The sequence below is a fragment of the Enterobacter sp. HK-058-C-ECC genome (assembly GCF_047531125.1).
GTDB lineage: Bacteria > Pseudomonadota > Gammaproteobacteria > Enterobacterales > Enterobacteriaceae > Enterobacter > Enterobacter quasiroggenkampii.
Map to the genome: position 1 here is coordinate 222655 of NZ_JBLKCH010000007.1, position 26050 is coordinate 248704.

General features: G+C 56.5%; 26 protein-coding genes and 1 other annotated feature. Of the genes, 12 read left to right on the plus strand and 14 right to left on the minus strand.

Annotated elements, in window-relative coordinates; translation table 11 throughout:
- Nucleotides 1-139: 139 nt before the first annotated feature.
- Together ibpB and ibpA are read right to left on the minus strand one after the other, a co-directional pair.
- Nucleotides 140-568, minus strand: coding sequence for a small heat shock chaperone IbpB (gene ibpB / locus ACMWJS_RS15530; RefSeq protein ID WP_008500161.1), 429 nt, complete (start codon nt 566-568; stop codon nt 140-142).
- Nucleotides 569-704: 136 nt separating this feature from the next.
- Nucleotides 705-1115, minus strand: a complete 411-nt coding sequence (gene ibpA / locus ACMWJS_RS15535; RefSeq protein ID WP_008500162.1) for a small heat shock chaperone IbpA — start codon at nt 1113-1115, stop codon at nt 705-707.
- Nucleotides 1109-1180: a sequence feature (ROSE (Repression Of Heat Shock gene Expression) occurs in the 5'-region of heat shock genes and acts as an RNA thermometer to modulate expression.), on the minus strand. (Overlaps the previous gene by 7 nt.)
- A gap of 248 nt (nt 1181-1428) precedes the next feature.
- On the opposite strand from ibpA, the gene ACMWJS_RS15540 reads away from it, so the two are divergent.
- On the plus strand, nt 1429-1761 hold the full coding sequence (locus tag ACMWJS_RS15540) for a YceK/YidQ family lipoprotein (RefSeq protein WP_032662055.1): 333 nt from the start codon (nt 1429-1431) through the stop codon (nt 1759-1761).
- Here the strand turns inward: ACMWJS_RS15540 and ACMWJS_RS15545 are convergent.
- The 3 genes from ACMWJS_RS15545 to ACMWJS_RS15555 all read right to left on the minus strand — a co-directional run bounded on the left by ACMWJS_RS15545 (nt 1758) and on the right by ACMWJS_RS15555 (nt 4990).
- Nucleotides 1758-2987 (minus strand): DUF3748 domain-containing protein, encoded by a 1230-nt coding sequence (locus tag ACMWJS_RS15545; RefSeq protein WP_414747283.1) that lies wholly within the window; start codon nt 2985-2987, stop codon nt 1758-1760. The genes ACMWJS_RS15540 and ACMWJS_RS15545 overlap by 4 nt on opposite strands.
- Before the next feature lie 50 nt (nt 2988-3037).
- Nucleotides 3038-3850, minus strand: coding sequence for a sugar-phosphatase (gene yidA, locus ACMWJS_RS15550; protein WP_008500165.1), 813 nt, complete (start codon nt 3848-3850; stop codon nt 3038-3040).
- Between the two features lie 114 nt (nt 3851-3964).
- Nucleotides 3965-4990: a zinc-dependent alcohol dehydrogenase family protein gene (locus ACMWJS_RS15555; RefSeq protein ID WP_414747284.1), complete on the minus strand. Its 1026-nt coding sequence runs from the start codon at nt 4988-4990 to the stop codon at nt 3965-3967.
- Nucleotides 4991-5099: 109 nt separating this feature from the next.
- On the opposite strand from ACMWJS_RS15555, the gene ACMWJS_RS15560 reads away from it, so the two are divergent.
- The gene (locus ACMWJS_RS15560) at nt 5100-6035 is read left to right on the plus strand and encodes a LysR family transcriptional regulator (RefSeq protein WP_414747285.1); all 936 of its coding nucleotides are present in this window, start codon (nt 5100-5102) and stop codon (nt 6033-6035) included.
- A gap of 34 nt (nt 6036-6069) precedes the next feature.
- Here the strand turns inward: ACMWJS_RS15560 and gyrB are convergent, their stop codons facing one another.
- Genes gyrB through dnaA form a run of 4 tightly spaced genes read right to left on the minus strand, consistent with a single transcriptional unit; the run spans nt 6070 to nt 12082 of the window.
- Nucleotides 6070-8481, minus strand: a complete 2412-nt coding sequence (gene gyrB / locus ACMWJS_RS15565; protein WP_048030320.1) for a DNA topoisomerase (ATP-hydrolyzing) subunit B — start codon at nt 8479-8481, stop codon at nt 6070-6072.
- Nucleotides 8482-8509: 28 nt separating this feature from the next.
- Nucleotides 8510-9583 carry a DNA replication/repair protein RecF gene (gene recF, locus ACMWJS_RS15570; protein ID WP_048030318.1) on the minus strand — a complete coding sequence of 358 codons (1074 nt, stop codon included), beginning with the start codon at nt 9581-9583 and terminating at the stop codon, nt 8510-8512.
- Nucleotides 9583-10683 (minus strand): DNA polymerase III subunit beta, encoded by a 1101-nt coding sequence (gene dnaN / locus ACMWJS_RS15575; protein WP_008500170.1) that lies wholly within the window; start codon nt 10681-10683, stop codon nt 9583-9585. The genes recF and dnaN overlap by 1 nt, the downstream gene beginning before the upstream one ends.
- 4 nt (nt 10684-10687) lie before the next feature.
- On the minus strand, nt 10688-12082 hold the full coding sequence (gene dnaA, locus ACMWJS_RS15580) for a chromosomal replication initiator protein DnaA (protein ID WP_039267117.1): 1395 nt from the start codon (nt 12080-12082) through the stop codon (nt 10688-10690).
- A gap of 599 nt (nt 12083-12681) precedes the next feature.
- Between dnaA and rpmH the strand changes: the two genes are divergently transcribed.
- From rpmH to ACMWJS_RS15625, 9 genes are all read left to right on the plus strand, one after another.
- On the plus strand, nt 12682-12822 hold the full coding sequence (gene rpmH, locus ACMWJS_RS15585; protein ID WP_000831330.1) for a 50S ribosomal protein L34: 141 nt from the start codon (nt 12682-12684) through the stop codon (nt 12820-12822).
- Nucleotides 12823-12838: 16 nt separating this feature from the next.
- Nucleotides 12839-13198, plus strand: a complete 360-nt coding sequence (gene rnpA, locus ACMWJS_RS15590; RefSeq protein ID WP_024907873.1) for a ribonuclease P protein component — start codon at nt 12839-12841, stop codon at nt 13196-13198.
- On the plus strand, nt 13162-13419 hold the full coding sequence (gene yidD, locus ACMWJS_RS15595) for a membrane protein insertion efficiency factor YidD (RefSeq protein ID WP_001307474.1): 258 nt from the start codon (nt 13162-13164) through the stop codon (nt 13417-13419). The genes rnpA and yidD overlap by 37 nt, the downstream gene beginning before the upstream one ends.
- A gap of 2 nt (nt 13420-13421) precedes the next feature.
- Complete coding sequence (gene yidC / locus ACMWJS_RS15600) at nt 13422-15065, plus strand: membrane protein insertase YidC (RefSeq protein ID WP_023617679.1); 1644 nt, start codon at nt 13422-13424, stop codon at nt 15063-15065.
- 72 nt (nt 15066-15137) lie between these two features.
- Complete coding sequence (mnmE, locus tag ACMWJS_RS15605; protein WP_414747286.1) at nt 15138-16502, plus strand: tRNA uridine-5-carboxymethylaminomethyl(34) synthesis GTPase MnmE; 1365 nt, start codon at nt 15138-15140, stop codon at nt 16500-16502.
- Nucleotides 16503-16613: 111 nt separating this feature from the next.
- Nucleotides 16614-17789, plus strand: coding sequence for an MFS transporter (locus ACMWJS_RS15610; protein WP_032675681.1), 1176 nt, complete (start codon nt 16614-16616; stop codon nt 17787-17789).
- Complete coding sequence (yidZ, locus tag ACMWJS_RS15615) at nt 17758-18729, plus strand: HTH-type transcriptional regulator YidZ (protein ID WP_045909359.1); 972 nt, start codon at nt 17758-17760, stop codon at nt 18727-18729. Before ACMWJS_RS15610 ends, yidZ begins: the two co-directional genes overlap by 32 nt.
- Before the next feature lie 122 nt (nt 18730-18851).
- On the plus strand, nt 18852-19598 hold the full coding sequence (locus tag ACMWJS_RS15620) for a 4'-phosphopantetheinyl transferase family protein (protein WP_045909358.1): 747 nt from the start codon (nt 18852-18854) through the stop codon (nt 19596-19598).
- 36 nt (nt 19599-19634) lie between these two features.
- Entirely contained in the window at nt 19635-20201 is a 567-nt protein-coding gene (locus tag ACMWJS_RS15625) for an NADPH-dependent FMN reductase (RefSeq protein WP_014833835.1), read from the plus strand.
- A 91-nt stretch (nt 20202-20292) separates the two neighbouring features.
- Here ACMWJS_RS15625 and adeP read toward each other — a convergent pair whose 3' ends face one another.
- Entirely contained in the window at nt 20293-21630 is a 1338-nt protein-coding gene (adeP, locus tag ACMWJS_RS15630; RefSeq protein WP_021242668.1) for an adenine permease AdeP, read from the minus strand.
- A gap of 165 nt (nt 21631-21795) precedes the next feature.
- Between adeP and yieH the strand changes: the two genes are divergently transcribed.
- Nucleotides 21796-22461 carry a 6-phosphogluconate phosphatase gene (gene yieH, locus ACMWJS_RS15635; protein ID WP_414747287.1) on the plus strand — a complete coding sequence of 222 codons (666 nt, stop codon included), beginning with the start codon at nt 21796-21798 and terminating at the stop codon, nt 22459-22461.
- Between the two features lie 85 nt (nt 22462-22546).
- Here the strand turns inward: yieH and phoU are convergent, their stop codons facing one another.
- Genes phoU through pstC form a run of 4 tightly spaced genes read right to left on the minus strand, consistent with a single transcriptional unit; the run spans nt 22547 to nt 25969 of the window.
- On the minus strand, nt 22547-23272 hold the full coding sequence (gene phoU, locus ACMWJS_RS15640; protein ID WP_008500182.1) for a phosphate signaling complex protein PhoU: 726 nt from the start codon (nt 23270-23272) through the stop codon (nt 22547-22549).
- A 26-nt stretch (nt 23273-23298) separates the two neighbouring features.
- A complete protein-coding gene (gene pstB / locus ACMWJS_RS15645; RefSeq protein WP_008500183.1) occupies nt 23299-24072 on the minus strand; it encodes a phosphate ABC transporter ATP-binding protein PstB in 774 nt (257 codons plus the stop codon).
- 47 nt (nt 24073-24119) lie between these two features.
- Entirely contained in the window at nt 24120-25010 is an 891-nt protein-coding gene (gene pstA, locus ACMWJS_RS15650; RefSeq protein WP_024907882.1) for a phosphate ABC transporter permease PstA, read from the minus strand.
- Nucleotides 25010-25969, minus strand: a complete 960-nt coding sequence (pstC, locus tag ACMWJS_RS15655; RefSeq protein WP_023309793.1) for a phosphate ABC transporter permease PstC — start codon at nt 25967-25969, stop codon at nt 25010-25012. The genes pstA and pstC overlap by 1 nt, the downstream gene beginning before the upstream one ends.
- Nucleotides 25970-26050: the final 81 nt, after the last annotated feature.

The window sequence follows — 26050 nt, forward strand, 5'->3', positions numbered from 1 at the left end:
AAGGATTCTCTCAGAGCCGTGGGCGGTTGTATGGGCGATGGCGCACAAAAAAGCCCTGCCGGGGCAGGGCCTTGTGCGGTCTGTGAGCGATGTCGGGTGGCGGCTGCGCCTTACCCGACCTACAGGTTCGGCGGGCTTGTTAACTGTTTAACGCCGGCCGGTCGCTAATGGCGATACGCTGTGGCGCGATGGCTTCCGGCACGTTACGAGTCAGGTCAATATGCAGCAGCCCGTTGGTAAACGTTGCGCCGGAGACGTCCATATGGTCTGCCAGAGTAAAGCTCAGGCTAAACGGCTGATTAACCAGCCCCTGATGCAGCCATTTGGTCTCGGTCTCTTGTTTCTCCGGCGTACCTTTCACGGTCAGACGCGTGCCTTCGAGCTGGATATCCAGATCCTCCTGACGGAAGCCGGCCAGCGCCAGGGTGATGCGATAGTGGTTATCGTCGCTTTTTTCGATGTTGTACGGCGGAAACGTCTGTTGCTCAGCGGTGTTTTGCAGGGCATTAGCCAGTTTGTCAAAACCAATCCACTGACGAAGTAAGGGGGATAAATCGTAGTTACGCATACTAAATCTCCTTCTGAGAAGCGAGTTCGGCACAGTTTAATTTTGTGCGCAGTTGTTCCTGCAAATCCGGATGGATTCGCATATGCTCCCATTACGGCAAGCAAGTCTGGGTGGGCCGCTCGCGCGACCCGCATAATTAGTTAATTTCGATACGACGCGGTTTTTTCTCTTCCGGAATCACACGTTCCAGTTCGATAAACAGCAGGCCGTTGACCAGGTTCGCGCCTTTCACGTGAATGTTCTCGGCTAACTGGAACTTGCGTTCAAAGTTGCGCTCAGCGATGCCCTGGTAAAGGTAGGTACGTTCTTTCTGCTCGGCCGTATGGGAACCTTTCACCACCAGCAGGTTGTCCTGCGCGGTGATCTCCAGTTCGTTTTCTGCAAAACCGGCGACGGCAATGGCGATGCGGTAGTGGTTTTCGTCAACCAGCTCAACATTGTATGGAGGGTAGCCGTTGCTCTGGCTTTGGTTATTTTCTAAATGGTTAAACAGGCGGTCAAAACCAATTGCAGAACGGTATAGCGGAGAAAGATCGAAGTTACGCATAAATAAAACTCCTGAAATCAGCGAGAAAATTAAGCCTTCCACCATGGACAGGCCTTTGCGCCCCCGAACCCCCATCAGGCGAGTTCGTTATCGGGTCGTATTCTTAAAATGGGTCTGCAACCGGGCTTTTCAAGCGTGACGACTGCACTTTTTTTTGCACTTTCCTGCATCTCGCTTAGACTGGGACAACAGCACAAAGGGTTAAATTGCGATGGCTGCCACAGTGCGGGGTTATCGGGCTATCCATTTTGGTTAAGGCTCGTTATAACCCTGAGTTGCAGGTCTATGCAGTGCCATTAACGATGACTGAGTGATGATGAAAAATGTTCTGATAAAGCTGACGACGTTCAGCGGGGTTGTTTTACTTTGCGGGTGTTCGAGCGTGATGTCTCACACCGGCGGTAAAGAAGGAACATATCCGGGGACGCGCGCCAGCGCGGCGATGATCTCCGATGACGATACAAACTGGGGCACCAAATCCCTGGTTATCCTGGATATGCCGTTTACGGCTGTGGCGGATACGCTTTTGCTGCCGTGGGATATGTTTCGTAAGGACAACTCCGTGCGCTCACGGGTAGAAAAAAGCGAGCAGGAGAATCTGGCGACAAACGCCGTTATCCCGCCCGCTGACATGCCTCCACGCTAGTTATGCGCGGTTTCCGTTAACCAAAGTTGACGGAAACCCCCTGTCTCTTCCATCCACGCGATAAAGCGCCCGTCCGGGGAAAACACGACGGCATCAGCAGACGGCGGATTGCCGTGATCGGACGTCAAAAACGTCACCTCTCCAGTCTGCGCGTCACAGCAGGCGATCCGGTTTTCGAGCACAAACCCCAGTCGGTCACCCGCCGGATGCCAGTTAAACGCAGACTGAATACCGCTCGCGGTCTGCGTCAGCTGGCGCGGCTCGCCGCCCCCAGGCGAGATCAGCCACAGCTGCACAATGCCGTTATCGTCGCGCATCAGAAACGCGATCTGCGTTCCCTGCGGGTTGCTGCGAACCCAGTGGCGCGGCACGTTCACCAGGCCCGGATAGGCCCTCTGATGCGTAAAGGTCAAACGACGCTGCTTCACCCCAGCAGGCGGAGCTGGCAGGGTCTCTGCCGTGCCCTGCAGCGGCGCATCGCCCGCACGCTTCCAGCCCTGCTCGTCTTCCGGCAGGTCGACGATAAACAGTTCCGGGACTTTTTCGCCCTGCGCAGAGAGGGTATCGCCGATAAACGCCAGCCTGGTGTTGCCCACCCAGCCCTCTTCATAGGCGCGGTTAATCTCGTCGCTGCCCGGCTGCGGGTTGGGCGTCGTGCGGCTGATCAGCACGCTCCAGTAAGTTCCCGGGTATTCACGAGGATGGTTTCCCGGCGGCTTCACCGGCCCGTAAGGCGCCGCCACGCCGACGTTGCGTAAATCACGTTTAGGGTCGCGCACGTGCAGCACGTGGTCGTTATAGGTAAAGCTGACGAGCTGGCCGTTCGGGCTGAAGACATGGACGTGGCTGCCGCCGCGCAGCGCGCCAGGGGTGTACGGCGAAGTGATATCCATCGCGTCCAGGTTGCTCACCTGACCGTGATGCGCAATCACCCCCTGACGATGATGAAAATCGTAGTGCCAGTCTGCATCCGGGTTTTTCGGACCGTGGATAAAGACGTATTTCTCTTGCGCAGGATGAACGGTCACCACGCCAACGTGCGCGCCGTCAGTGGCGCGATAAACCACGTCTACCTCGCCCGTGCCGACGTTGACCCGCTCGATGGTTTCTCCGGTGAACGATGCACCTGACGGGCGCACGTCATAGACCAGCCACTGGCTGTCCGGCGTCCAGGTATTGATGTTGGTCAGCTGGTGGTTGCGGGAAGCGAAGGTGATTTGTTTCATGAGGATACCCTGATGCGCTGTTATCGCATCAGGGTATAGCAAGCGGGTGTTTAGTTCAGCACAAACTTCTCAATGGCGTAAGCCACGCCGTCTTCGAGGTTAGATTTGGTGACAAAATTAGCCACTTCTTTCACCGACGGAATGGCGTTATCCATCGCCACGCCCATGCCCGCGAATTCAATCATCGCGATGTCGTTTTCCTGGTCGCCCAGCGCCATGATTTCGTCCGGCTTGATGCCCAGCGCGTCGGCCAGCGATTTCACGCCGGTGCCTTTATTGACGCGTTTATCGAGGATTTCAAGGAAGTACGGCGCACTTTTCAGCACGGTGTATTTCTCTTTCACCTCGGCCGGAATGCGCGCAATCGCTTTATCCAGGATCTCCGGCTCGTCGATCATCATCACTTTCAGGAACTGGGTGGCCGGATCCATTTTCTCGGCTTCACAGAACACCAGCGGAATGGTCGCCACGTAGGATTCATGTACCGTGTAGTAGCTGATATCACGGTTGGCGGTATAAAGCGTATTGCGATCGAGGGCGTGGAAGTGGGAGCCCACTTCACGGGACAGTTTTTCCAGGAACCGGTAGTCATCGTAGCTCAGCGCGGTTTGCGCAACCGTACTGCCATCCGCGGCTTTCTGTACCAGCGCGCCGTTATAGGTGATGCAGTAGTCGCCAGGCTGATTCATGTGCAGCTCTTTCAGGTAGCTGTGCACGCCCGCATACGGACGCCCCGTAGTGAGGACCACATTCACACCCTTGGCGCGTGCCGCGGCGATCGCGTTCTTAACGGCTGGAGAGATAGTGTGGTCTGGCAGCAACAGCGTGCCGTCCATATCGATTGCAATAAGTTTGATAGCCATGAGTTCCCCGGGATAAATGAGTGCTGCCTCATGCTAACGCGATTAAGCACACAAAAATAGAGCTATATTGCGCAACAAAAGCCCCCTTTTACGTTTCTCCCGGGGAATAAAGACCTACTCGCGGGTGAGAACGATTTTACCAAACGCACCGCGATCCAGATGCTCAAGTGCCTGTTCAAGCTCGTTAAAACGGTAGCGATGCTCAATCACGGGTTTCAGTCCGGTGACATCAACAGCGCGGACGAAATCTTCCAGCGCCCTGCGGTGTCCTACGCCGATCCCCTGAATGACGGGAGATTTCAGCAACAGTTCGCCAGCAGAGAGCGAAATGTCAGTGCCGGCCAGCACGCCAATGACCGAGATACGTCCATGAACAGCAACGGCGCGCAGGGAGTGCTTCAGGTTCTCCCCGCCCACGGTTTCAATAACATGGTCGATGCCGCGATCCTGCGTCAGTGCCAGCGTATTTTCAGCCCAGTCGCCTTTCAGGCGGTTGATGCCCTGGCTGGCCCCCAGTTTTTTGGCCAACGCCAGCTTTTCATCGCTCCCCGAGGTGACAAATACCTCTGCGCCGTGCGCTTTGGCAATTTGCAGGGCGAAAATCGCCACGCCGCCCGTCCCCTGTACCAGCACCGACTGTCCGGCGCGCAGTTGGCCGCGTTCCACCAGCGCAAACCAGGCGGTAAGCCCTGCACAGGGTAAGGTGCTGGCCTCTGCGTCATCCAGGGTTTCCGGTGATGCCGCCAGCGCGTCTTCCTTCACAATCACATACTCGGCCAGCATTCCCTGGAAGTATCCACCGGACGTTCTATAGGGCAAATTGCGCGCGTCCGCCTGCGGTTTACCGTCGATCCACTCCGGGAAAAAGGTTGAGATAACGCGAGCGCCGGGCTGGAAACGCGTGACGCCTTCACCAACGCTGTCTACGACGCCCGCCATGTCAGACGCCGGGGTAAACGGGAAGGAGAGCGGAATCGGCATCGTGCCTTCAATCACCATTTTATCGCGATAGTTGAGCGCAACGGCATTCACCCGTACGCGTACTTCACCCGGGCCTGGCTGTGGAATGGGCTCCTGAGTGAGTGTGAGGCTCTCGCGCCCGAGGGCGTTCATCGTCCAGCGTTGCATTGTCTCTGTCATTTCTCTCTCCTGCGATCAAATAAGCTTCAGTACCAACAGTCTAGCGTTGACTCCTAGTCACCAGTGGCGATAAGTTTTCTCTTTATTGATGCCTGAATGGATACAATCCATGACCGATACGCTGAAAGATATTCCTGTTTTTGTCGCTGCCGTGGAGGCAGGAAGCTTTGCACAGGCCGCAGTTCGCCTGCACCTGTCGCGCTCGGCGGTGGGAAAAAGCATTGCTCGCCTTGAGGAACGCCTCGGAGTACGGCTCTTTCAGCGCACCACACGCAGCCAGCGGCTGACCGATAACGGCGCCCTGTTCTACGAGCGCTGTCTGCGCGCGCTGGAGGAGATTCGGGGCGCAGAGTCGCTGCTTGAGACAGGGAAACAGCAGGTCAGTGGCCGCCTGCGTGTTGCCATGCCGGTGCTCTTTGGTCGCCAGTGCGTCGCGCCGCTGTTGATTGAACTGGCGCAGGAACACCCCGGGCTTGAGCTTGAAATGTCGTTCAGCGACCGCGTGGTGGATCTGGTAGAGGAAGGGTTTGATATGGCGGTGCGTAACGGCACGCTGCAGGACAGCAGCGTGCTGGTCGCCAGAAAGCTGGGGGAACACCGCATGGTGCTATGTGCAGCGCCGGATTATCTGCAGAAGAAAGGCCAGCCGCAAAGCGTGGCTGATTTACCCCATCATACGGCGATTAACTATCTGCGCGCAGGCAGAGTCCTCTCCTGGCAGCTGATGGATAATGAAGGGACCTCGCACAGCTTTACTCCCCGTTCATCACTCAATATGGATGATTTGCAGGCCATATGCGACGCGGCGCTGACCGGGCACGGCATTGCCTGGCTCCCCTGCTGGATGGCCGTTAAAGAAATCCATCAGGGAAAACTCGTCCCGCTCCTGAAGCAGGCGCCGGATGTCCATTTTGACGTCCATGCGGTCTGGCAGCAGACGCCACACCTGCCGCTAAGGGTAAGAATCGCCATAGACACGCTGGCGAGCCGTTTACCGTCCGTGATGTCGCTGGATATGCCTGCGCCCATAAAAAAGCCGCGCTAAAAGCGCGGCCAGTTATCGTGCGGTATAACGTCGATTAAATATCGATATTTGCCGCTTTCAGGGCGTTCTCTTCGATGAAGGCACGACGTGGTTCAACCGCATCGCCCATCAGGGTGGTGAACAGCTGGTCTGCAGCAATCGCGTCTTTAACGGTAACGCGCAGCATGCGACGGCTTTCCGGATCCATGGTCGTTTCCCACAGCTGCTCTGGGTTCATTTCGCCCAGACCTTTATAGCGCTGGATCGCGAGGCCGCGACGGGACTCTTTTACCAGCCAGTCCAGCGCCTGCTCGAAGCTGGCTACCGGCTGACGACGTTCGCCACGTTCGATGAACGCATCGTCTTCGATCAGGCCGCGCAGCTTCTCGCCGAGCGTGCAGATGCGACGGTATTCCGGACCGGTCACAAATTCGTGCTCCAGCGGGTAGTCGGTGTCGACGCCGTGGGTACGCACGCGAACGATCGGCTCGAACTGATGATCGGCGTTCTGCTGAACATCGCATTTCCACTGGCTGCCGTGCTGCTCTTTCTCGTTCAGATCGGTCACCAGGGCGTTCACCCAGCGGGTGACGGTCTGCTCGTCGCTCAGATCAGCTTCGGTCAGGGTTGGCTGATAAACCAGCTCCTTCAGCAGCGTTTTCGGATAACGGCGTTCCATACGCGTAATCATTTTCTGCGTGGCGTTGAACTCGGACACCAGACGCTCCAGCGGCTCACCGGCCAGTGCAGGAGCGTGCGAGTTCGCGTGCAGGGTTGCGCCATCAAGTGCGATCGCGATTTGGTACTGATCCATCGCTTCGTCATCTTTGATGTACTGTTCCTGCTTGCCTTTCTTCACTTTGTACAGCGGCGGCTGGGCAATGTAGACGTGGCCACGTTCAACGATTTCAGGCATCTGACGATAGAAGAAGGTCAACAGCAGCGTACGAATGTGCGAGCCGTCGACGTCCGCATCGGTCATGATGATGATGCTGTGGTAGCGCAGTTTGTCCGGGTTGTACTCGTCACGGCCGATGCCGCAGCCCAGCGCGGTGATGAGCGTCGCCACTTCCTGAGAAGAGAGCATCTTGTCGAAGCGCGCCTTCTCAACGTTGAGGATTTTACCCTTCAGCGGCAGGATAGCCTGGTTCTTACGGTTACGGCCCTGCTTCGCAGAACCGCCCGCAGAGTCCCCTTCCACAAGGTACAGTTCGGACAGCGCCGGGTCGCGTTCCTGGCAGTCAGCCAGCTTGCCCGGCAGGCCGGCTAAGTCCAGCGCGCCTTTACGACGGGTCATTTCACGGGCTTTACGCGCCGCTTCACGGGCACGCGCCGCATCGATAATTTTGCCCACCACGATTTTCGCGTCGGACGGGTTTTCCAGCAGGTATTCGCTCAGCAGTTCGTTCATCTGCTGCTCAACCGCCGATTTCACCTCAGAAGAGACCAGCTTGTCTTTGGTCTGTGAGGAGAACTTCGGATCCGGCACCTTCACGGAGACAACGGCAATCAGGCCTTCACGGGCATCGTCACCGGTGGCGCTGACTTTCGCTTTCTTGCTGTAGCCTTCTTTGTCCATGTAGGCATTCAGGGTACGGGTCATCGCCGCACGGAAGCCTGCAAGGTGAGTACCACCGTCACGCTGTGGAATGTTGTTGGTGAAGCAGTAGATGTTTTCCTGGAAACCGTCGTTCCACTGCAGCGCCACTTCCACGCCGATACCGTCTTTTTCGGTGGAGAAGTAGAAGATATTCGGGTGAATAGGCGTTTTGTTCTTGTTCAGATACTCAACGAACGCCTTGATACCGCCTTCGTAGTGGAAGTGGTCTTCTTTGTTGTCACGCTTGTCGCGCAAGCGAATCGAGACGCCGGAGTTCAGGAACGACAGTTCACGCAGGCGTTTCGCCAGGATGTCGTACTCGAACTCGGTGACGTTGGTGAAGGTTTCGAGGCTCGGCCAGAAACGCACCATGGTACCGGTTTTGTCGGTGTCGCCCGTAACGGCCAGCGGTGCCTGCGGCACGCCGTGCGTATAGAGCTGACGGTGGATTTTGCCTTCGCGCTGGATAACCAGCTCCAGCTTCTGCGACAGGGCGTTTACTACCGAAACACCCACGCCGTGCAGGCCGCCGGAAACTTTATAGGAGTTATCGTCGAACTTACCGCCTGCGTGCAGGACGGTCATGATCACTTCCGCCGCAGAGACGCCCTCTTCCGGGTGAATACCGGTTGGGATGCCACGACCGTCATCGGTGACGGAGACGGAGTTGTCCGCATGGATGGTGACCACGATGTCTTTACAGTGACCCGCGAGCGCTTCGTCGATAGCGTTATCTACCACCTCGAATACCATGTGGTGCAGACCGGTGCCGTCATCCGTGTCGCCGATATACATACCCGGGCGCTTACGCACCGCATCCAGCCCTTTCAGGACTTTGATACTGGAGGAGTCATAAGAATTCGACATCAACGTTTCTCGCTCATTTCAACTTGGGTTAATCCGTTATTTTACCCTTTTCCACGGTAAACATCTTCGAATTTTCGTCCGACATGTCTATAACGTGTTCAGCGCTTATCGCGCTGACGAAAACCTGCGACTGCGTGGCTTTTAAGCGGCTGGCAAGCAGCCCGCGCCGCGCGTCGTCAAGTTCCGAGGCAAAATCATCTATCAGGTACAGGCAGCGTCGCCCGCTCTCGCGGGTAAGAAACTCCCCCTGTGCCAGGCGTAGCGCACACATCAGGAGCTTGAGCTGCCCGCGCGACAGCGTGTCTTCCACCGGCGCACCGTCAGCACGAATGCGGAAATCCGCCTTGTGCGGGCCGTGCGCGGTGTAGGTCAACATGCGGTCGCGCTCGAAGCTTCTCTCTAACACCTCGGCATAGTCCGTCTCTTTCTCCCAGCCGCGCTGGAAGGAGAAGGTGAGAGAGAATTCAGGTAAAAACTGTTTGCAGGTGTCGGCCATGTCTTCGGCGATACCTGCGCTGTATTCGGCACGCCAGCGGCTGATCTGTTCCGCGAGAGGGATTAACTCCATGTCCCACGGACGCAGCTGGGCGTAGCGCGTCACCTGACGCAGTGCGGCGTTACGCTGCTTGAGCAGACGCTTCAGATTGCTCCAGGCGTTAAAGAATCCGGCTTCGTTGTGAAAGCATCCCCAGTCGAGGAACGCTCTTCTGTATTTGGGGCCGCCGTTGAGTAAAGTAAACCCCTCGGGCGTGATCAGCTGCATCGGCATCAGCAGCGCCAGCTCGGCCACCTTGTGACCGTCGGTACCATCGATGCGCACCTTGCTGTCGCCCTGCTTGTCTTTGGTCAGGCCGATGGCGGTTTCCCGCTCCTCGCCCTGCAAACGCCCGTGCAGAACAAAGGATTCCTGCTCGTGGCGAATGACGCGACCAATCTGCAAACTGCGAAACGCCCGGCCGTGGCCGAGCGTATAGATGGCTTCCAGCACGCTGGTTTTGCCGCTGCCGTTCGCGCCAACCAGGAAGTTAAAGCCAGGGGATAAAGCGAGATCCGCGCTCTCGATGTTGCGAAAGTCGCGGATCAACAGACGGGTGAGCGACATTACAGTCTCATTGGCATGACAACATAGGCAGCCGACTGTGATGCGGCATCTTCAATCTGTACGCTCGAAACGGAGTCGGTCAGCAGGATGCGCACGTTCTCGCATTTCAGCGCATTCAGCACATCCAGCACGTAGCTAACGTTGAAGCCGATTTCCATCTCAGCCCCGGCGTAGGTGACGTCCAGAATCTCTTCTGCCTCTTCCTGCTCCGGGTTGTTGGCGGTGATTTTGATCTGGTTTTCACTCACGTACAGACGCACGCCGCGGAATTTCTCGTTAGAGAGAATGGCCGCACGCGCAAACGCCTGCTTGAGGCTATCACAACCGGCTTCCAGCGTTTTGTCCGGGTTCTTCGGCAATACGCGGCGATAATCCGGGAAACGGCCATCAACCAGCTTCGATGTGAAGACAAAGTCGCCCACGTGGGCGCGGATGTTATTGCTGCCGATCTGCACGCGCAGCGGCGTGTCGCCACCGTCGAGCATACGCATCAGCTCAATCACCCCTTTACGCGGCACGATCACCGAATGGTTTGGCAGTGAGTCGCCAATCGGCATAGAACAGACCGCCAGACGGTGGCCGTCGGTCGCCACGGTACGCAGCTCTTCACCTTCGGTTTCGAACAGCATGCCGTTTAAGTAGTAACGAACGTCCTGATGCGCCATGGAGAACTGCGTGGCTTCAATCAGACGCTTCATCGTCGCCTGCGGCAGGGTAAATTCCACTTCGCTCTGCCAGTCGTCCAGGTTCGGGAAGTCCGCAGCAGGCAGCGTGGAGAGCGAGAAACGGCTGCGGCCAGAGCGTACCAGCATACGGTCGCCTTCCAGCTGCACGGCGATTTCAGCGCCTTCCGGCAGCCCGCGGCAAATATCAAAGAATTTACGTGCCGGAACCGTGGTCGCGCCCGCGTCGTGCGGCTGCGTCAGCGTAACGCGCGCGATCATTTCCATTTCCAGATCTGTACCGGTCAGCGACAGCGTACCGTCCGCGACCTGAAGCAGCAGGTTTCCGAGAATAGGCAGCGTTGGGCGGCCGCCTAATGGGCCACTCACCTGTTGCAGCGGTTTTAATAAATGTTCACGTTCAACGGTAAATTTCATAGCGTCACGATGATAATGTTCTGATTAGATTGGAAAAATCTTCTTTTATGTCGTGGCTTTCTTCGCGTAACTGCTCAATCTTGCGACAAGCGTGCAGCACGGTCGTATGGTCACGGCCACCAAACGCATCCCCGATTTCCGGCAGACTGTGGTTGGTTAACTCCTTTGCCAGCGCCATCGCCATCTGACGCGGACGCGCCACCGAGCGGGAACGACGTTTAGACAGTAAATCTGCCACTTTGATCTTGTAGTACTCAGCCACCGTCTTTTGAATATTGTCGATAGTGACCAGTTTTTCCTGCAATGCCAGCAAATCGCGCAGCGCTTCACGCACAAAATCGATGGTGATCGCACGACCGGTGAAGTTGGCATTGGCGATAACGCGGTTCAGTGCCCCCTCCAGCTCACGCACGTTGGAGCGCAGACGCTTGGCAATGAAGAACGCCACTTCACCCGGCAGGCGAATGTCGTTTTCATCGGCTTTCTTCATCAGGATCGCGACGCGGGTTTCCAGCTCCGGTGGCTCGATCGCCACGGTCAGGCCCCAGCCGAAGCGGGATTTCAGACGATCTTCAACGCCGTTGATCTCTTTTGGATAACGATCCGAGGTCAAAATGATCTGCTGATTACCTTCCAGCAGGGCGTTGAAGGTGTGGAAAAATTCTTCCTGCGATCGTTCTTTGTTGGCAAAGAACTGAATGTCATCGATCAGCAGCGCGTCAACGGAACGATAGTAGCGTTTAAACTCTTCGATCGCATTGTTTTGCAGGGCTTTTACCATGTCCTGAACGAAGCGTTCGGAGTGCATATACACCACTTTGGCATTGGGCTTGCGCGCCATAATGCCGTTGCCCACCGCATGAAGAAGGTGCGTTTTACCCAGACCCGTGCCGCCATACAGGAACAGCGGGTTGTAGGCCCCACCGGGGTTATCAGCAACCTGGCGAGCCGCCGCGCGCGCCAGCTGGTTCGACTTACCTTCAACGAAGTTATCGAACGTGTGTTTCACGTTTACGTTAGAGCGGTAGGTTGGCTCAGCCGGTGCGGGAACATTATCCCAGCCCTGACGAGCGGGTGCGACGCGAGGGGCCGGAACAGGAGCGGCCTGAGCAGGCGCTGCGACGTTCACGGTTTCACGAACGGTTTGGGTGACCGGCTTTGTACCCACTTCAAAGCGCAGCTGTGGGGCATCTGACCCGCAGAAATCGTTCAGCAGTCCATTGATGTTATTAAGGTATTTGTCCCTTACCCAATCGAGCACAAAACGGTTTGGCGCATACAAAGCCAGCGTGTTATCGCTCAGTTCCGCCTGCAACGGGCGGATCCACATACTGAATTCTGTGGCTGGTAACTCATCCTGCAATCGGGCAAGACACTGCTGCCAAAGCGAAAGTGACACGGCGGACTCCACTCGAACAATAAAAGAAAACTATTGAATATTCATGATTGTTGGCGCACATCGGCATGACCCTGTGTAAAGGGGGACGTGCGAATTGCTATCTGCAATTTATCCTGACCAGGATCCTGGGATCCCGATAGGGACCGCGGATCATAGCCTAAACTGAGCCAGAGATCTTCTGTTTCTCACAGATTCTTCCCGTTTTATCCACAGGAAGATCAGAAACCGGTTAAGTGTAAACGATCCTGGCGCGAGTGCCCCACGATTTAGCCCGCATATTGGAAAAATTAATGAGCACAGACAATTTATTGCTTAAATGATCTAACGAAGATCCGGGACGATCCTTGCGCTTTGTCGGTGAGCCCGTATAATCCTCGACCCGGCGCGTGATGCTCATCTTCCTGCGTCGTCCGTTGCTCATTTTCCACGCGAAAACGTGCGGAAATACGCGGGAAATAAGGAAAGAGAATTGACTCCGGAGTGTACAATTATTACAATCCGGCCTCTTTAATCACCCACGCTGAGGCGTTAGTCGTTCGAAACTCGTTCGGGTATACGCAAAAGTCAGTGAATTTATTCAAGTTTAGGTAGAAATCGCCATGAAACGCACTTTTCAACCGTCTGTACTGAAGCGCAACCGTTCTCACGGCTTCCGTGCTCGTATGGCTACTAAAAATGGTCGTCAGGTTCTGGCACGTCGTCGTGCTAAAGGCCGCGCTCGTCTGACCGTTTCCAAGTAATAAAGCTAACCCCTGAGTGGTTAAGCTAGCATTTCCCAGGGAGTTACGTTTGTTAACTCCCGCTCATTTCACTTTCGTCTTCCAGCAGCCACAACGGGCTGGCACGCCGCAAATCACCATCCTCGGCCGCCAAAATTCGCTGGGGCATCCCCGCATCGGTCTCACAGTCGCCAAGAAAAATGTTAAGCGTGCGCATGAACGCAATCGGATTAAACGTCTGACGCGTGAAAGCTTCCGTTTACGTCAGCACGAACTGCCTTCAATGGATTTCGTGGTGGTGGCGAAGAAAGGGGTTGCCGACCTCGATAACCGTGCTCTCTCGGAAGCGTTGGAAAAATTATGGCGCCGCCACTGTCGCCTGGCTCACGGGTCCTGATAGCCCTCATTCGGGTCTATCAACGCCTGATTAGTCCGCTACTCGGGCCGCACTGCCGTTTCACACCAACATGCTCAAGCTACGGAATTGAGGCATTGCGCAGGTTTGGAGTGATAAAAGGCAGTTGGTTGACGGTGAAACGCGTATTAAAATGCCACCCTTTACACCCAGGTGGAGACGACCCCGTCCCCCCAGGACCCTTTGATACCAGAGAACACTAACGATGGATTCGCAACGCAATCTTCTTATCATCGCTTTGTTGTTCGTGTCTTTCATGATCTGGCAGGCGTGGGAGCAGGATAAAAATCCTCAACCACAACAGCAGGTCACGCAGACAACGACCACCGCAGCGGGTAGCGCCGCCGACCAGGGCGTACCGGCCAGTGGCCAGGGGAAACAGATTACGGTTAAGACCGATGTGCTTGAGCTGACTATCAACACCCGTGGTGGTGATGTTGAGCAGGCGCTGCTGTTAACCTACCCGAAAGAGCTGAAGTCTAACGAACCGTTCCAGTTACTGGAAACCACGCCTGAGTTTATCTACCAGGCGCAGAGCGGCCTGACCGGTCGTGATGGCCCGGATAACCCGGCTAACGGTGCGCGTCCACTGTATAACGTCGAGAACGACACCTTTGTGCTGGCTGATGGTCAGAACGAACTCGTGATCCCGATGACGTACACCGACGCCGCAGGCAACACCTTCACCAAAACCTTCACCCTGAAGCGCGGTGAATATGCTGTGAACGTGGGCTACAGCGTACAGAACGCCAGTGCGAAACCGCTGGAGCTGTCGACCTTTGGCCAGCTGAAGCAGTCCATCAATCTGCCGTCACACCGTGACACCGGAAGCAGCAACTTTGCGCTGCATACCTTCCGTGGCGCGGCGTACTCCACGCCTGATGCGAAGTACGAGAAATACAAATTCGACACCATTGCCGATAACGAAAACCTGAACGTCAGCGCTAAAGGCGGTTGGGTGGCGATGCTGCAGCAGTATTTCGCAACGGCATGGGTGCCAAATAACGACGGTACCAACAACTTCTACACCGCGAACCTGGGTAACGGTCTTGCAGCCATCGGCTACAAATCTCAGCCGGTTCTGGTACAGCCGGGTCAAACTGGTAAGCTGGCAAGCACCCTGTGGGTCGGCCCGGAAATTCAGGACAAAATGGCCGCTGTTGCGCCACACCTGGATCTGACCGTGGATTACGGCTGGTTGTGGTTCATCTCTCAGCCGCTGTTTAAGCTGCTGAAGTTCATCCACAGCTTCCTGGGTAACTGGGGCTTCTCCATCATCGTTATCACCTTCATCGTTCGTGGCATCATGTACCCGCTGACCAAAGCGCAGTACACCTCCATGGCGAAGATGCGCATGCTGCAACCGAAGATTCAGGCAATGCGTGAGCGTCTGGGCGATGACAAACAGCGTCAGAGCCAGGAGATGATGGCCCTGTATAAAGCAGAGAAAGTGAACCCACTGGGTGGTTGCTTCCCGCTGCTGATTCAGATGCCAATCTTCCTTGCGCTGTACTACATGCTGATGGGTTCCGTTGAGCTGCGCCACGCGCCGTTCGCACTGTGGATCCATGACCTGTCCGCACAGGACCCGTACTACATCCTGCCGATCCTGATGGGCGTGACGATGTTCTTCATCCAGAAGATGTCGCCGACCACCGTGACCGACCCGATGCAGCAGAAGATCATGACCTTTATGCCGGTCATCTTCACCGTGTTCTTCCTGTGGTTCCCGTCAGGTCTGGTGCTGTACTATATCGTCAGCAACCTGGTGACCATTATCCAGCAGCAGCTGATTTACCGTGGTCTGGAAAAACGTGGCCTGCATAGCCGCGAAAAGAAAAAGTCCTGATCCGATAAGTTAACGCTAAAATAAGGGCGGTCAATTGACCGCCTTTTTTATTTGTATTGAACGAGAGCAACCATGAGCCATAACGACACTATCGTCGCCCAGGCAACCCCACCGGGACGCGGTGGTGTAGGCATTCTGCGTATCTCCGGCCTGAAGGCGCGCGAGGTGGCCGAAGCGGTACTGGGTAAGCTGCCAAAGCCGCGCTACGCTGATTACCTGCCGTTTAAAGATGCCGACGGCACGCCGCTGGACCAGGGCATTGCGCTGTGGTTCCCCGGCCCGAACTCCTTTACCGGTGAAGACGTGCTGGAGCTGCAGGGCCACGGCGGCCCGGTTATCCTCGACCTGCTGTTAAAACGGATCCTGACCCTGCCGGGCCTGCGCATTGCGAAGCCGGGCGAGTTCTCCGAACGTGCCTTCCTCAACGACAAGCTCGACCTGGCGCAGGCAGAGGCGATTGCAGACCTGATCGACGCCAGCTCCGAGCAGGCGGCCCGCTCCGCCCTGAACTCGCTGCAGGGGGCATTCTCCGCGCGTGTGAATCACCTTGTGGAAGCACTTACTCACCTGCGCATCTACGTGGAAGCGGCTATCGACTTCCCGGATGAGGAGATCGATTTTCTCTCTGACGGTAAAATTGAAACCCAGCTCAACCAGGTGATGGCCGATCTCGACGCCGTTCGCGCCGAAGCGCGCCAGGGCAGCCTGCTGCGCGAAGGGATGAAGGTGGTGATTGCCGGACGCCCTAACGCCGGGAAATCGAGCCTGCTGAACGCCCTGGCGGGCCGTGAAGCGGCAATCGTGACCGACATTGCCGGTACCACTCGCGACGTGCTGCGCGAGCACATCCACATCGACGGCATGCCGCTGCACATCATCGATACCGCCGGTCTGCGCGATGCCAGCGACGAGGTTGAGCGCATCGGTATCGAACGCGCCTGGCAGGAGATCGAGCAGGCCGACCGCGTGCTGTTTATGGTGGACGGCACCACGACCGACGCCGTTGACCCGGCGGAGATCTGGCCGGACTTTATTGCCCGTCTGCCGGCAAAACTGCCGATCACCGTGGTGCGTAACAAAGCGGACGTGACCGGCGAAACGCTCGGTATCAGCGATGTGAATGGTCACTCACTTATTCGCCTGTCGGCGCGGACCGGTGAAGGCGTGGACGACCTGCGTAACCATCTCAAGCAGAGCATGGGCTTTGACACCAGCATGGAAGGCGGCTTCCTCGCGCGTCGCCGTCACCTTCAGGCGCTGGAAGAGGCGGCGAACCATCTCGTTCAGGGTAAAGCGCAGCTGATCGGCGCGTGGGCGGGTGAACTGCTGGCGGAAGAGCTGCGTCTGGCGCAGCAGAATCTGAGCGAGATCACCGGGGAGTTTACGTCGGACGATCTGCTGGGACGGATCTTCTCGAGCTTCTGTATTGGTAAGTAATTCCCGCTAATCCATGGTGATTTCCTCCAGGGAAATCACCATTGTCCAAATGGCAACTCGCCTAATCCCTTTTCACCCCCTATCCTGCATGCCTGCATCTATGGGGGGTTTATGGCGCGTTTTCTGTTTTGTAGTTTCGCATTAGTTCTGCTTTATCCGTCCGGTATTGATATGTATCTGGTGGGATTACCGCATATCGCCCGCGATCTGGGCGCCAGCGAAGCGCAGCTGCATATTGCGTTTTCGGCCTACCTCGCGGGGATGGCGTCGTCGATGGTCTTTGCCGGGAAGATCGCGGATAAAGCAGGCCGCCAGCCTGTCGCTATCGCCGGAGCCATCGTTTTTGCCCTGGCGTCCCTTCTCTGCTCACAGGCGCAAAACAGCACCGTGTTTCTGACCGGGCGCTTTATCCAGGGCATCGGGGCGGGCGGTTGCTACGTGGTGGCGTTTGCCATTTTGCGCGACACCTTAAGCGCCCAGCGTCGCGCCAAAGTGCTGTCGATGCTGAACGGCATTACCTGCATCATCCCGGTGCTGGCCCCGGTCGTGGGCTATCTGATCATGCTGAAATTCCCGTGGCAGAGCCTGTTCTGGACCATGGCGGCGATGGGCGCGCTGGTGTTTATCCTGTCGTTCACCGTGCTGAAAGAGACCCACCCTGGCTCGCAGAATACCGGCCATACCGCAACCATTCACCCGGCAGAGAAGCTTCTCAACCGCTTTTTCCTTAGCCGTCTGGCCGTGACCACGTTAAGCGTGGCGGTGATCCTGACCTATGTAAACGTTTCCCCGGTGTTGCTGATGGAGACCATGGGCTTCGATCGCGGTGAGTATTCCACGGTGATGGCATTGACCGCTCTGGTCAGTATGGCTGTGTCGTTCTCCACCCCGTTTGCGCTGAATATCTTCCGCCAGCGCACGCTGATGCTGACCTCACAGGTTTTATTCCTCGCCGCAGGCGCGATCCTGGCGACCACCAGCTCACATGCGGTGATGCTGGTGGGCATTACGCTCATTTGTGCCGGGTTCTCGGTTGGCTTTGGCGTGGCGATGAGCCAGGCGCTTGGTCCCTTCTCGCTGCGGGCAGGCGTGGCCAGTTCGGTGCTGGGTATCGCGCAGGTCTGCGGCTCGTCGCTGTGGATTTGGCTGGCGGCGGTCATCGGGCTTAACGCGCTGAATATGCTGATCGGGGTTCTGATTGGCTGTAGCATAGTCTGCATTACCTTACTTATGGTCATCCAGCCCGCGGCGCACTATGAAGAAGCCCATCAGCAGTCTCGATCTTAACCTGTTGCTGTGCCTGCAGCTTTTGCTGCAGGAGCGCAGCGTTACCAAAGCGGCGAAGCGGATGAACGTGACGCCGTCAGCGGTGAGCAAATCGCTGGCTAAGCTGCGCGACTGGTTCGATGATCCGCTGTTTGTCAAAACGCCGCTAGGGCTGCTGCCGACGCCGCTGACGGTGAGCCTGGAGCAGGATCTGGCTGACTGGATGCAAATCGGCAACCAGATCCTCGATAAATTCCACCATGACTCTCCGGGCGGGCTGACGTTCGTGCTGGCCGCGGAAACGCCGCTGATGCTGATCCGCTTCAATACCCTGCTGGAGCAGGTGAACCAGCGCTATCCGCAGGCGACGGTGAAAATGCGCCAGTGGGATTACGACTCGCTGGACGCGATTACGCGTGGCGAGGTGGATTTGGGCTTCACCGGGCGTGAAACGCATCCGCGATCCCGCGAGCTGCTTAAGCTGATGCCGTGGTTTATCGACTACGAAATCCTGTTCAGCGACCGCCCCTGCGTCTATCTGCGCGAGGATCATCCGGCGCTTCAGCAAGAGTGGAATCTGGAGACCTTCCTGCGCTATCCCCATATCAGCATCTTCTGGGAACGCAGCGATACCTGGGCGCTGGATGAGGTGCTAAAGGAGATGGGACGCGAGCGCACGATCGCCATGAGCCTGCCGGGCTTCGAACAGGCGATGTTTATGGCGGCGCAGCCCGGCCATCACTATATCGCCACCGCCCCGCACTACTGTCACCACTACAATGAACTCCACCAGCGGAAGCTGATCGCCCTTCCCATTCCGATTGATGAGGAGCAGGCGGAAAAATTGACCGTGCCCTTCACGCTGATCTGGCATAAGCGGAACAGCCATAATCCAAAAATCCTCTGGCTGCGGGAGACCATCAAGGCGCTGTACGGTGCGAGTGATCCAATTTTTGCCTAAGAAAATGTAAAGTTCGGTCCTAAGGCTTCTCTTACGCCCATTTACTGATTAAAACAGGAGGCAAGTTAAGCGATAATCATGTAACCGTTTAACCGATTACGACCATTATCAAGGAGCGAAAAATGGCTACGCACTTTGCAAGAGGGATACTGACAGAAGGACGTCTCGTATCGGCAAGAATTTCTTCAGCCTGTCATCGTGAAGCACTCACGCTTCCGGAGCACCGCAGGTCGCGGTTTTTAGCGTCCCGGGCGCTTCTCGCGGAACTGCTGTTTATGCTGTACGGCACCAGCGAGCTGCCGGATATCATTACCCAGCCAGAAGGCCGTCCGGTCTTTGCTGACCCGGATCTCCCTCGTTTTTCCATTGCCTACACGGGCAATATCATTGGCGTCGCGCTAACCACCGAGGGGGACTGTGGGCTCGATATGGAACTTCAGCGTGCGACGCGCAGCTTCCATGGCGCTAATGCGCATGAAGACTATCCGCTCTCCAGCAATGAGAAGCTGTGGGTACGCAACCAGAACGATCCTGTCGAAGCCAGAGCGCAGCTCATTACCTTGCGCCAGAGCATTCGTAAGCTCTGCGGATGTGCCTCAGACGACGCCAGCCTGCTGCAGCTGTTGCCAGGCTCTGGACGTCTGCGCGCCACCCAGGCCACGCTGGTAGAAGCGCTCTGCGACGCTGAGGATGTGCTCATTTGGTCCATCGCGGTGACCCCCGCCATCGAACGCATGAAAATCTGGGAATTTGACAGTCAACAGGGATGGCGTAGCCTTCCTGATGTGCCCGAGCGCGCCAACGAGCCCGCCGCACGTCTGATGCGATTAACCAGTTTACCGGCAGAAAAAGCATTTACCCTAAGCTGATCCAATCAGGGTCATCATGATGAAACAGGAGTAATCATGTCTGATACGTTGAAAGTCGTTACGTTACTGGGAAGCCTGCGCAAAGGTTCATTTAACGGGATGGTCGCCCGCACGCTGCCACAGCTGGCGCCTGCAGGTATGGAAATTAGCGCCCTGCCGTCTATTGGAGATATTCCGCTGTATGATGCTGACGTACAGCAGGAAGAAGGGTTCCCGCAGAGCGTTGAGGCGCTGGCCGAACAGATCCGCCAGGCTGACGGCGTGGTTATCGTCACGCCAGAGTACAACTACTCTGTACCCGGTGGTCTGAAGAATGCCATCGACTGGCTGTCCCGTTTACCTGAGCAGCCGCTGTCAGGCAAACCGGTGCTGATCCAGACCAGCTCCATGGGCGCGATTGGCGGCGCGCGCTGCCAGTATCACCTGCGTCAGATCCTGGTCTTCCTCGATGCGATGGTGATGAACAAGCCAGAATTTATGGGCGGAGTGATTCAGAACAAGGTCGACCCGCAAACGGGTGAGGTGGTGGATCAGAGCACGCGCGACCATCTCTCTGGCCAGCTGACGGCGTTCGGGGATTATATTAAGCGAGTTAAAGCCTGATAAAAAAGCCCGGTGGCGCTAGCGCTTACCGGGCCTACACTCGTCAGTAGGTCAGGTAAGCGAAGCGTCACCTGACACCACAAACCGCACCTTAGTGCGCGTCAATAAACACAATCTTCAGCACAAACAGCAGCGCCACAACAATCACGCATGGGCTGAGGTCGCGGAAGCGGCCAGTACCGATCTTCATTACGCAGTAAGAGATAAAGCCCAGCGCGATACCTTCGGTAATTGAGAAGCTGAACGGCATCATCACGGCGGTAATAAACGCCGGCACCGCTTCGGTTAAATCATCCCACTTCACGCGAGACAGGCTGGAGGTCATCAGCACTCCTACGTAGATCAGCGCACCCGCCGCCGCGTACGGAGGCACCATGCCCGCCAGTGGCGAAAGGAAGATCACCAGCAGGAACAGAATACCCACCACAACCGCCGTCAGGCCGGTACGGCCACCCACAGAAACCCCGGAAGAGGATTCAATGTAAGCGGTAACAGACGAGGTTCCGATAAATGAGCCGGTCACAGAGGAGATACTGTCCACAAACAGCGCCTGCTTCATGCGCGGGAATTTCCCTTTCTCATCTGCAAGACCCGCTTTGTCGGTCACGCCAATCAGCGTACCGGAAGAGTCGAACAGGTTCACCAGCATGAAGGAGAAAATCACGCCCGCCAGGCCCAGGTTCAGGGAACCCGCCAGATCAACATGACCAACAACGGTAGAGACACTCGGTGGCGCGGAAACGATGCCGTTATAGTGAACGTCACCCAGCATCCAGCCCAGCAGCGTGGTGACCACGATGGACACCAGCACCGCCGCATGAATATTGCGGGAAGCCAGGATCGCGATGATAAAGAAGCCCAGCACGCCCAGCAGCACGTTATGAGAGGTCAGGTGACCGATGCTCACCAGCGTATCCGGGTTCGCCACGATCACGCCGGCGTTTTTCAGCCCCATCATCCCGATAAACAGACCGATACCGCTGGTAATACCCACGCGCAGGCTCACGGGGATGTTCGCAATCATCCAGTAACGCACGCGGAAAATGGTCAGCAGCAGCAGGCCAACCGCGCCCCAGAAGATGGCGCCCATACCCACCTGCCACGGCAGACCCATCGCCTGAACCACCACGAAGGCAAAGAACGCATTCAGACCCATCGCCGGGGCCAGCGCGACCGGCAGGTTAGCGAACACGCCCATCAGAATGCTGCCAAGGGCCGCGATCAGACAGGTTGTTACGAAGACGGCGCTGGTATCCATGCCAGCAACGCCCAGAATTTGAGGGTTAACAAAAACGATATAGACCATCGTCAGGAAGGTGGTGAAACCGGCGATCACTTCGGTGCGTGCCGTCGTGCCGTGCTCGCGCAGTTTAAACACGCGCTCAAGCAGACCCTGACCAGATGTCTGGGTAGTGTGTTGTTGACTCATCATCAATTTCCGAACAAGGAGGGAAAATTCGTCGCTATCCTATACCAAAATGCGACAATAGTGGCGGTTACGTGATACTTTTTTCATTGAATTTGCTTATACGGCAACGATTGCGTTCCGGTGAACTGCCGTACGTAAACGTTAAACTGGTTAAAAGGGAAAGGCATGTCCGGAATTGAAGCGGTATTTTTCGACTGCGACGGTACGCTGGTCGACAGTGAGGTCATTTGTTCCCGCGCGTATGTGGCCATGTTCCAGGAATTTGGCATTACGCTGGAACTCGAAGAGGTGTTTAAACGCTTTAAGGGCGTGAAGCTCTACGAGATCATCGACATCATTAACGAAGAACACGGCGTCGTTCTGGAGAAAGCGGCTCTGGAACCGGTCTACCGCGCCGAGGTTGCACGCCTGTTCGATTCGGAGCTGGAGGTGATTCCGGGCGCAAACGCGCTGCTGGATGCCATGACGGTGCCGATCTGCGTGGTCTCCAACGGTCCGATCAGCAAAATGCAGCACTCGCTGGGCAAGCTTGAAATGTTGCACCACTTCCCGGAAAAACTGTTCAGCGGCTACGATATCCAGCGCTGGAAGCCGGACCCGGCACTGATGTTCCATGCGGCAAAGGCGATGAACGTTAACGTAGAGAACTGCATTCTGGTGGATGACTCGTCTGCGGGCGCGCAGTCGGGAATTGATGCAGGAATGGAGGTGTTTTATTTCTGCGCCGACCCGCACAACAAGCCGATCGTTCATCCCAAAGTCACGACCTTCACCGATCTGGCGCAGCTACCCGCGCTGTGGAAGGCCCGCGGGTGGAATATTACTCGCTGAAAAAACAAAGCCGGATGGCGCTAACGCTTATCCGGCCTAAAGGGCTAGTAGGGCGGGTAAGCGCTAGCGCCACCCGCCACAAACATTACTCTTTCGGATCTTTACCCGCCAGCAGCTTGTCCAGCTCGTCGCCGCCCACGTGACGGAAGTCCTGACCCTTCACGAAGTAGAAAATGTACTCGCAAATGTTCTGGCAGCGGTCGCCGATACGCTCGATGGAGCGCGCGCAGAACAGAGCCGTCAGTACGCTTGGGATCGTACGGGAATCTTCCATCATGTAGGTCATCAGCTGACGCACGATGCCTTCATACTCCTGATCGACCTTCTTGTCTTCGCGGTAGATACGCACCGCTTCGTCCAGATCCATACGCGCAAAGGCATCCAGCACGTCGTGCAGCATCTGCACGGTGTGACGGCCCAGCGACTCCAGGCTGACCAGCAGCGGCTGATGCTGCTGAGAGAACTTCTCCAGCGCGGTACGGCAGATTTTATCCGCAACGTCGCCGATACGTTCCAGCTCGGCGATGGTTTTGATGATCGCCATCACCAGACGCAGGTCGCTCGCCGTCGGCTGACGCTTCGCGATAATGCGCACGCAGGCCTCGTCGATAGCCACTTCCATCATGTTGACGTTTTTATCGCCTTCAATGACGCGCTTCGCCAGCTCGCTGTCCTGGTTGTGCATCGCCGTAATCGCATCAGAAAGCTGCTGCTCGACCATGCCGCCCATGGTCATCACCTGGGTGCGAATGCTTTCCAGCTCTGCGTTGAACTGGCCGGAAATGTGTTTATTAAGATTGAGGTTGTCCATGGTTTCTCCACATGCACTAAGGCAAATCAACCGTAGCGGCCAGTAATATAATCTTCGGTTTGTTTCTTCGCGGGCTTAGTGAACAGATCGTCCGTGTTACTGAACTCAATCAATTCACCCAGGTACATAAACGCCGTGTGATCGGAGCAACGTGCAGCCTGCTGCATGTTATGGGTCACGATAACCACGGTGTAATCCTGCTTCAGCTCGGTGATCAGTTCTTCAATGCGACCGGTTGAGATCGGGTCCAGCGCTGAACACGGCTCATCCAGCAGCAACACTTCCGGGCGAATCGCAATACCGCGCGCAATGCACAGACGCTGCTGCTGACCACCGGAGAGAGAGTACCCGCTCTGGTGCAACTTATCTTTGGTTTCGTTCCATAATGCGGCCTTGGTCAAAGCCCACTGCACGCGCTCATCCATATCGGCACGGGAGAGCTTTTCAAACAGACGCACACCAAACGCAATGTTGTCATAAATGGACATCGGGAACGGCGTGGGTTTCTGGAACACCATCCCCACTTTCGCGCGCAGCAGGGCGATATCCTGAGCCTGGGTCAGAATGTTTTCGCCGTCGAGGATGATTTCCCCTTCAGCGCGCTGCTCCGGATAGAGCGAATACATTTTGTTAAAGGTACGCAGCAGCGTGGATTTCCCACAGCCGGATGGACCGATAAATGCCGTGACCTGGTTCTTTGCGATATCCAGGTTGATGTTCTTCAGGGCATGGAATTTGCCGTAGTAGAAGTTCAAATCACGAACCTGAATCTTACCCGGGGCAGTATCAACCATACTCATTGACTCATTTCCTCATTCGGCGCCGCGATCTGCCGCGCCGTAAAAAATTAACCGTGTTTCTTCTTCGCGAAAATGACGCGCGCCAGAATGTTCAGCAACAGTACGCAAAGGGTAATGATCAGCACCCCGGCCCAGGCCAGCTGCTGCCATTCCGCGAAGGGGCTCATCGCAAATTTAAAGATCGTCACCGGCAGGTTGGCGATCGGCTGCATCATATCCGTGCTCCAGAACTGGTTGGAGAGGGACGTAAACAGCAGCGGCGCCGTTTCACCCGCGATACGCGCCACCGCCAGCAGGATACCGGTCATGATCCCGGAGACCGACGCCTTCAGCGTAATCGCAGAGATCATCTTCCATTTCGGCGTACCCAGCGCGTAAGCGGCTTCACGCAGGCTGTCCGGCACCAGTTTCAGCATGTTCTCGGTGGTTCGAATCACAATCGGCACCTGCAGCAGCGCCAGCGCAATGACGCCCGCCCAGCCGGAGAAGTGTTCCATCTGCGCCACCACCACGGTGTAAACGAACAGACCCACGACGATAGACGGGGCTGACAACAAAATGTCGTTAATGAAGCGAATCACTTCCGCCAGCCAGGATTTACGGCCGTATTCTGCCAGGTAGATGCCCGCCATGATGCCCAGCGGCGTGCCGAAGACCGTCGCCCAGAGGATCAGCAGTCCGCTGCCCGCCAGGGCATTCGCCAGGCCACCACCCGCCGTGTTCGGCGGCGGCGTCATTTCGGTGAACAGCGACAGTGACATTCCGTCAATCCCGCGAACGACCGTCGAGAAGAGGATCCAGACAAGCCAGAACAGGCCGAATGCCATCGTCGCCATAGAGAGCGTCAGGGCAATGCGATTTTTCATGCGGCGTCTGGCCTGCATTTTGCGGCGGGATTCCGCCAGTTCAGCAGTTGCTTGCATTTCGAGAGTGGCCATTAGCGTGCTCCCTCATTTTTAGCGAGACGCATAATCATCAGCTTGGAAATCGCCAGAACAATGAAGGTAATAACGAACAGAATCAGACCCAGCTCCATCAGCGCCGCGACGTGCAGACCCGATTCCGCTTCCGCAAATTCATTCGCCAGCGCAGAGGTAATACTGTTACCCGGCATATAGAGCGACGCGCTGTCGAGCTGGTAGGTGTTACCGATGATAAAGGTGACCGCCATGGTTTCACCCAGCGCACGACCTAAGCCCAGCATCACGCCCCCGATCACCCCATTTTTGGTGAACGGAAGGACAATGCGCCAGATCACTTCCCAGGTGGTGCAGCCGATACCGTAGGCCGACTCTTTCATCATCACCGGCGTTTGTTCGAAGACATCGCGCATAACCGCCGCAATGTACGGAATAATCATGATGGCGAGGATCACGCCAGCCGCCAGAATACCGATACCGAAAGCCGGGCCAGAGAACAGGGCCCCCACAAACGGAATGGCAGAGAGGACGTTACCCACCGGTTCCTGGAAGTACGTGGCGAACAGCGGCGCAAAGATGAACAGGCCCCACATGCCGTAGACGATACTCGGAATAGCTGCCAGCAGTTCGATGGCGATCCCCAGCGGACGACGCAGCCAGCCCGGCGCCAGCTCCGTCAGGAACAGGGCAATACCAAAGCTTACCGGAACCGCAATCAGCAGAGCGATGAACGAGGTCACCAGCGTGCCGTAAATTGGCACCAGGGCACCGTAGATGTCGTTCGGCGCGTCCCACTCTTTGGTCCACAGGAAGGAGAAACCGAATTTCTGGATGCTCGGCCAGGAGGAGAAAATCAGAGACACGATAATGCCGCCCAGCAGCAATAGCACAATCAGCGCAGCCAGTTTGACCAGCGCGCTGAAAATCATGTCACCTTTTTTACCCGGAGGGTTAAATGCAGGCTTGGTTGCAGCCATAAATTACTCTTCTGTTAAACGCGTTTACGAAAAAGCCGGGTGGCGCTTGCGCTTACCCGGCCTACGGTCGGAACCGTAGGG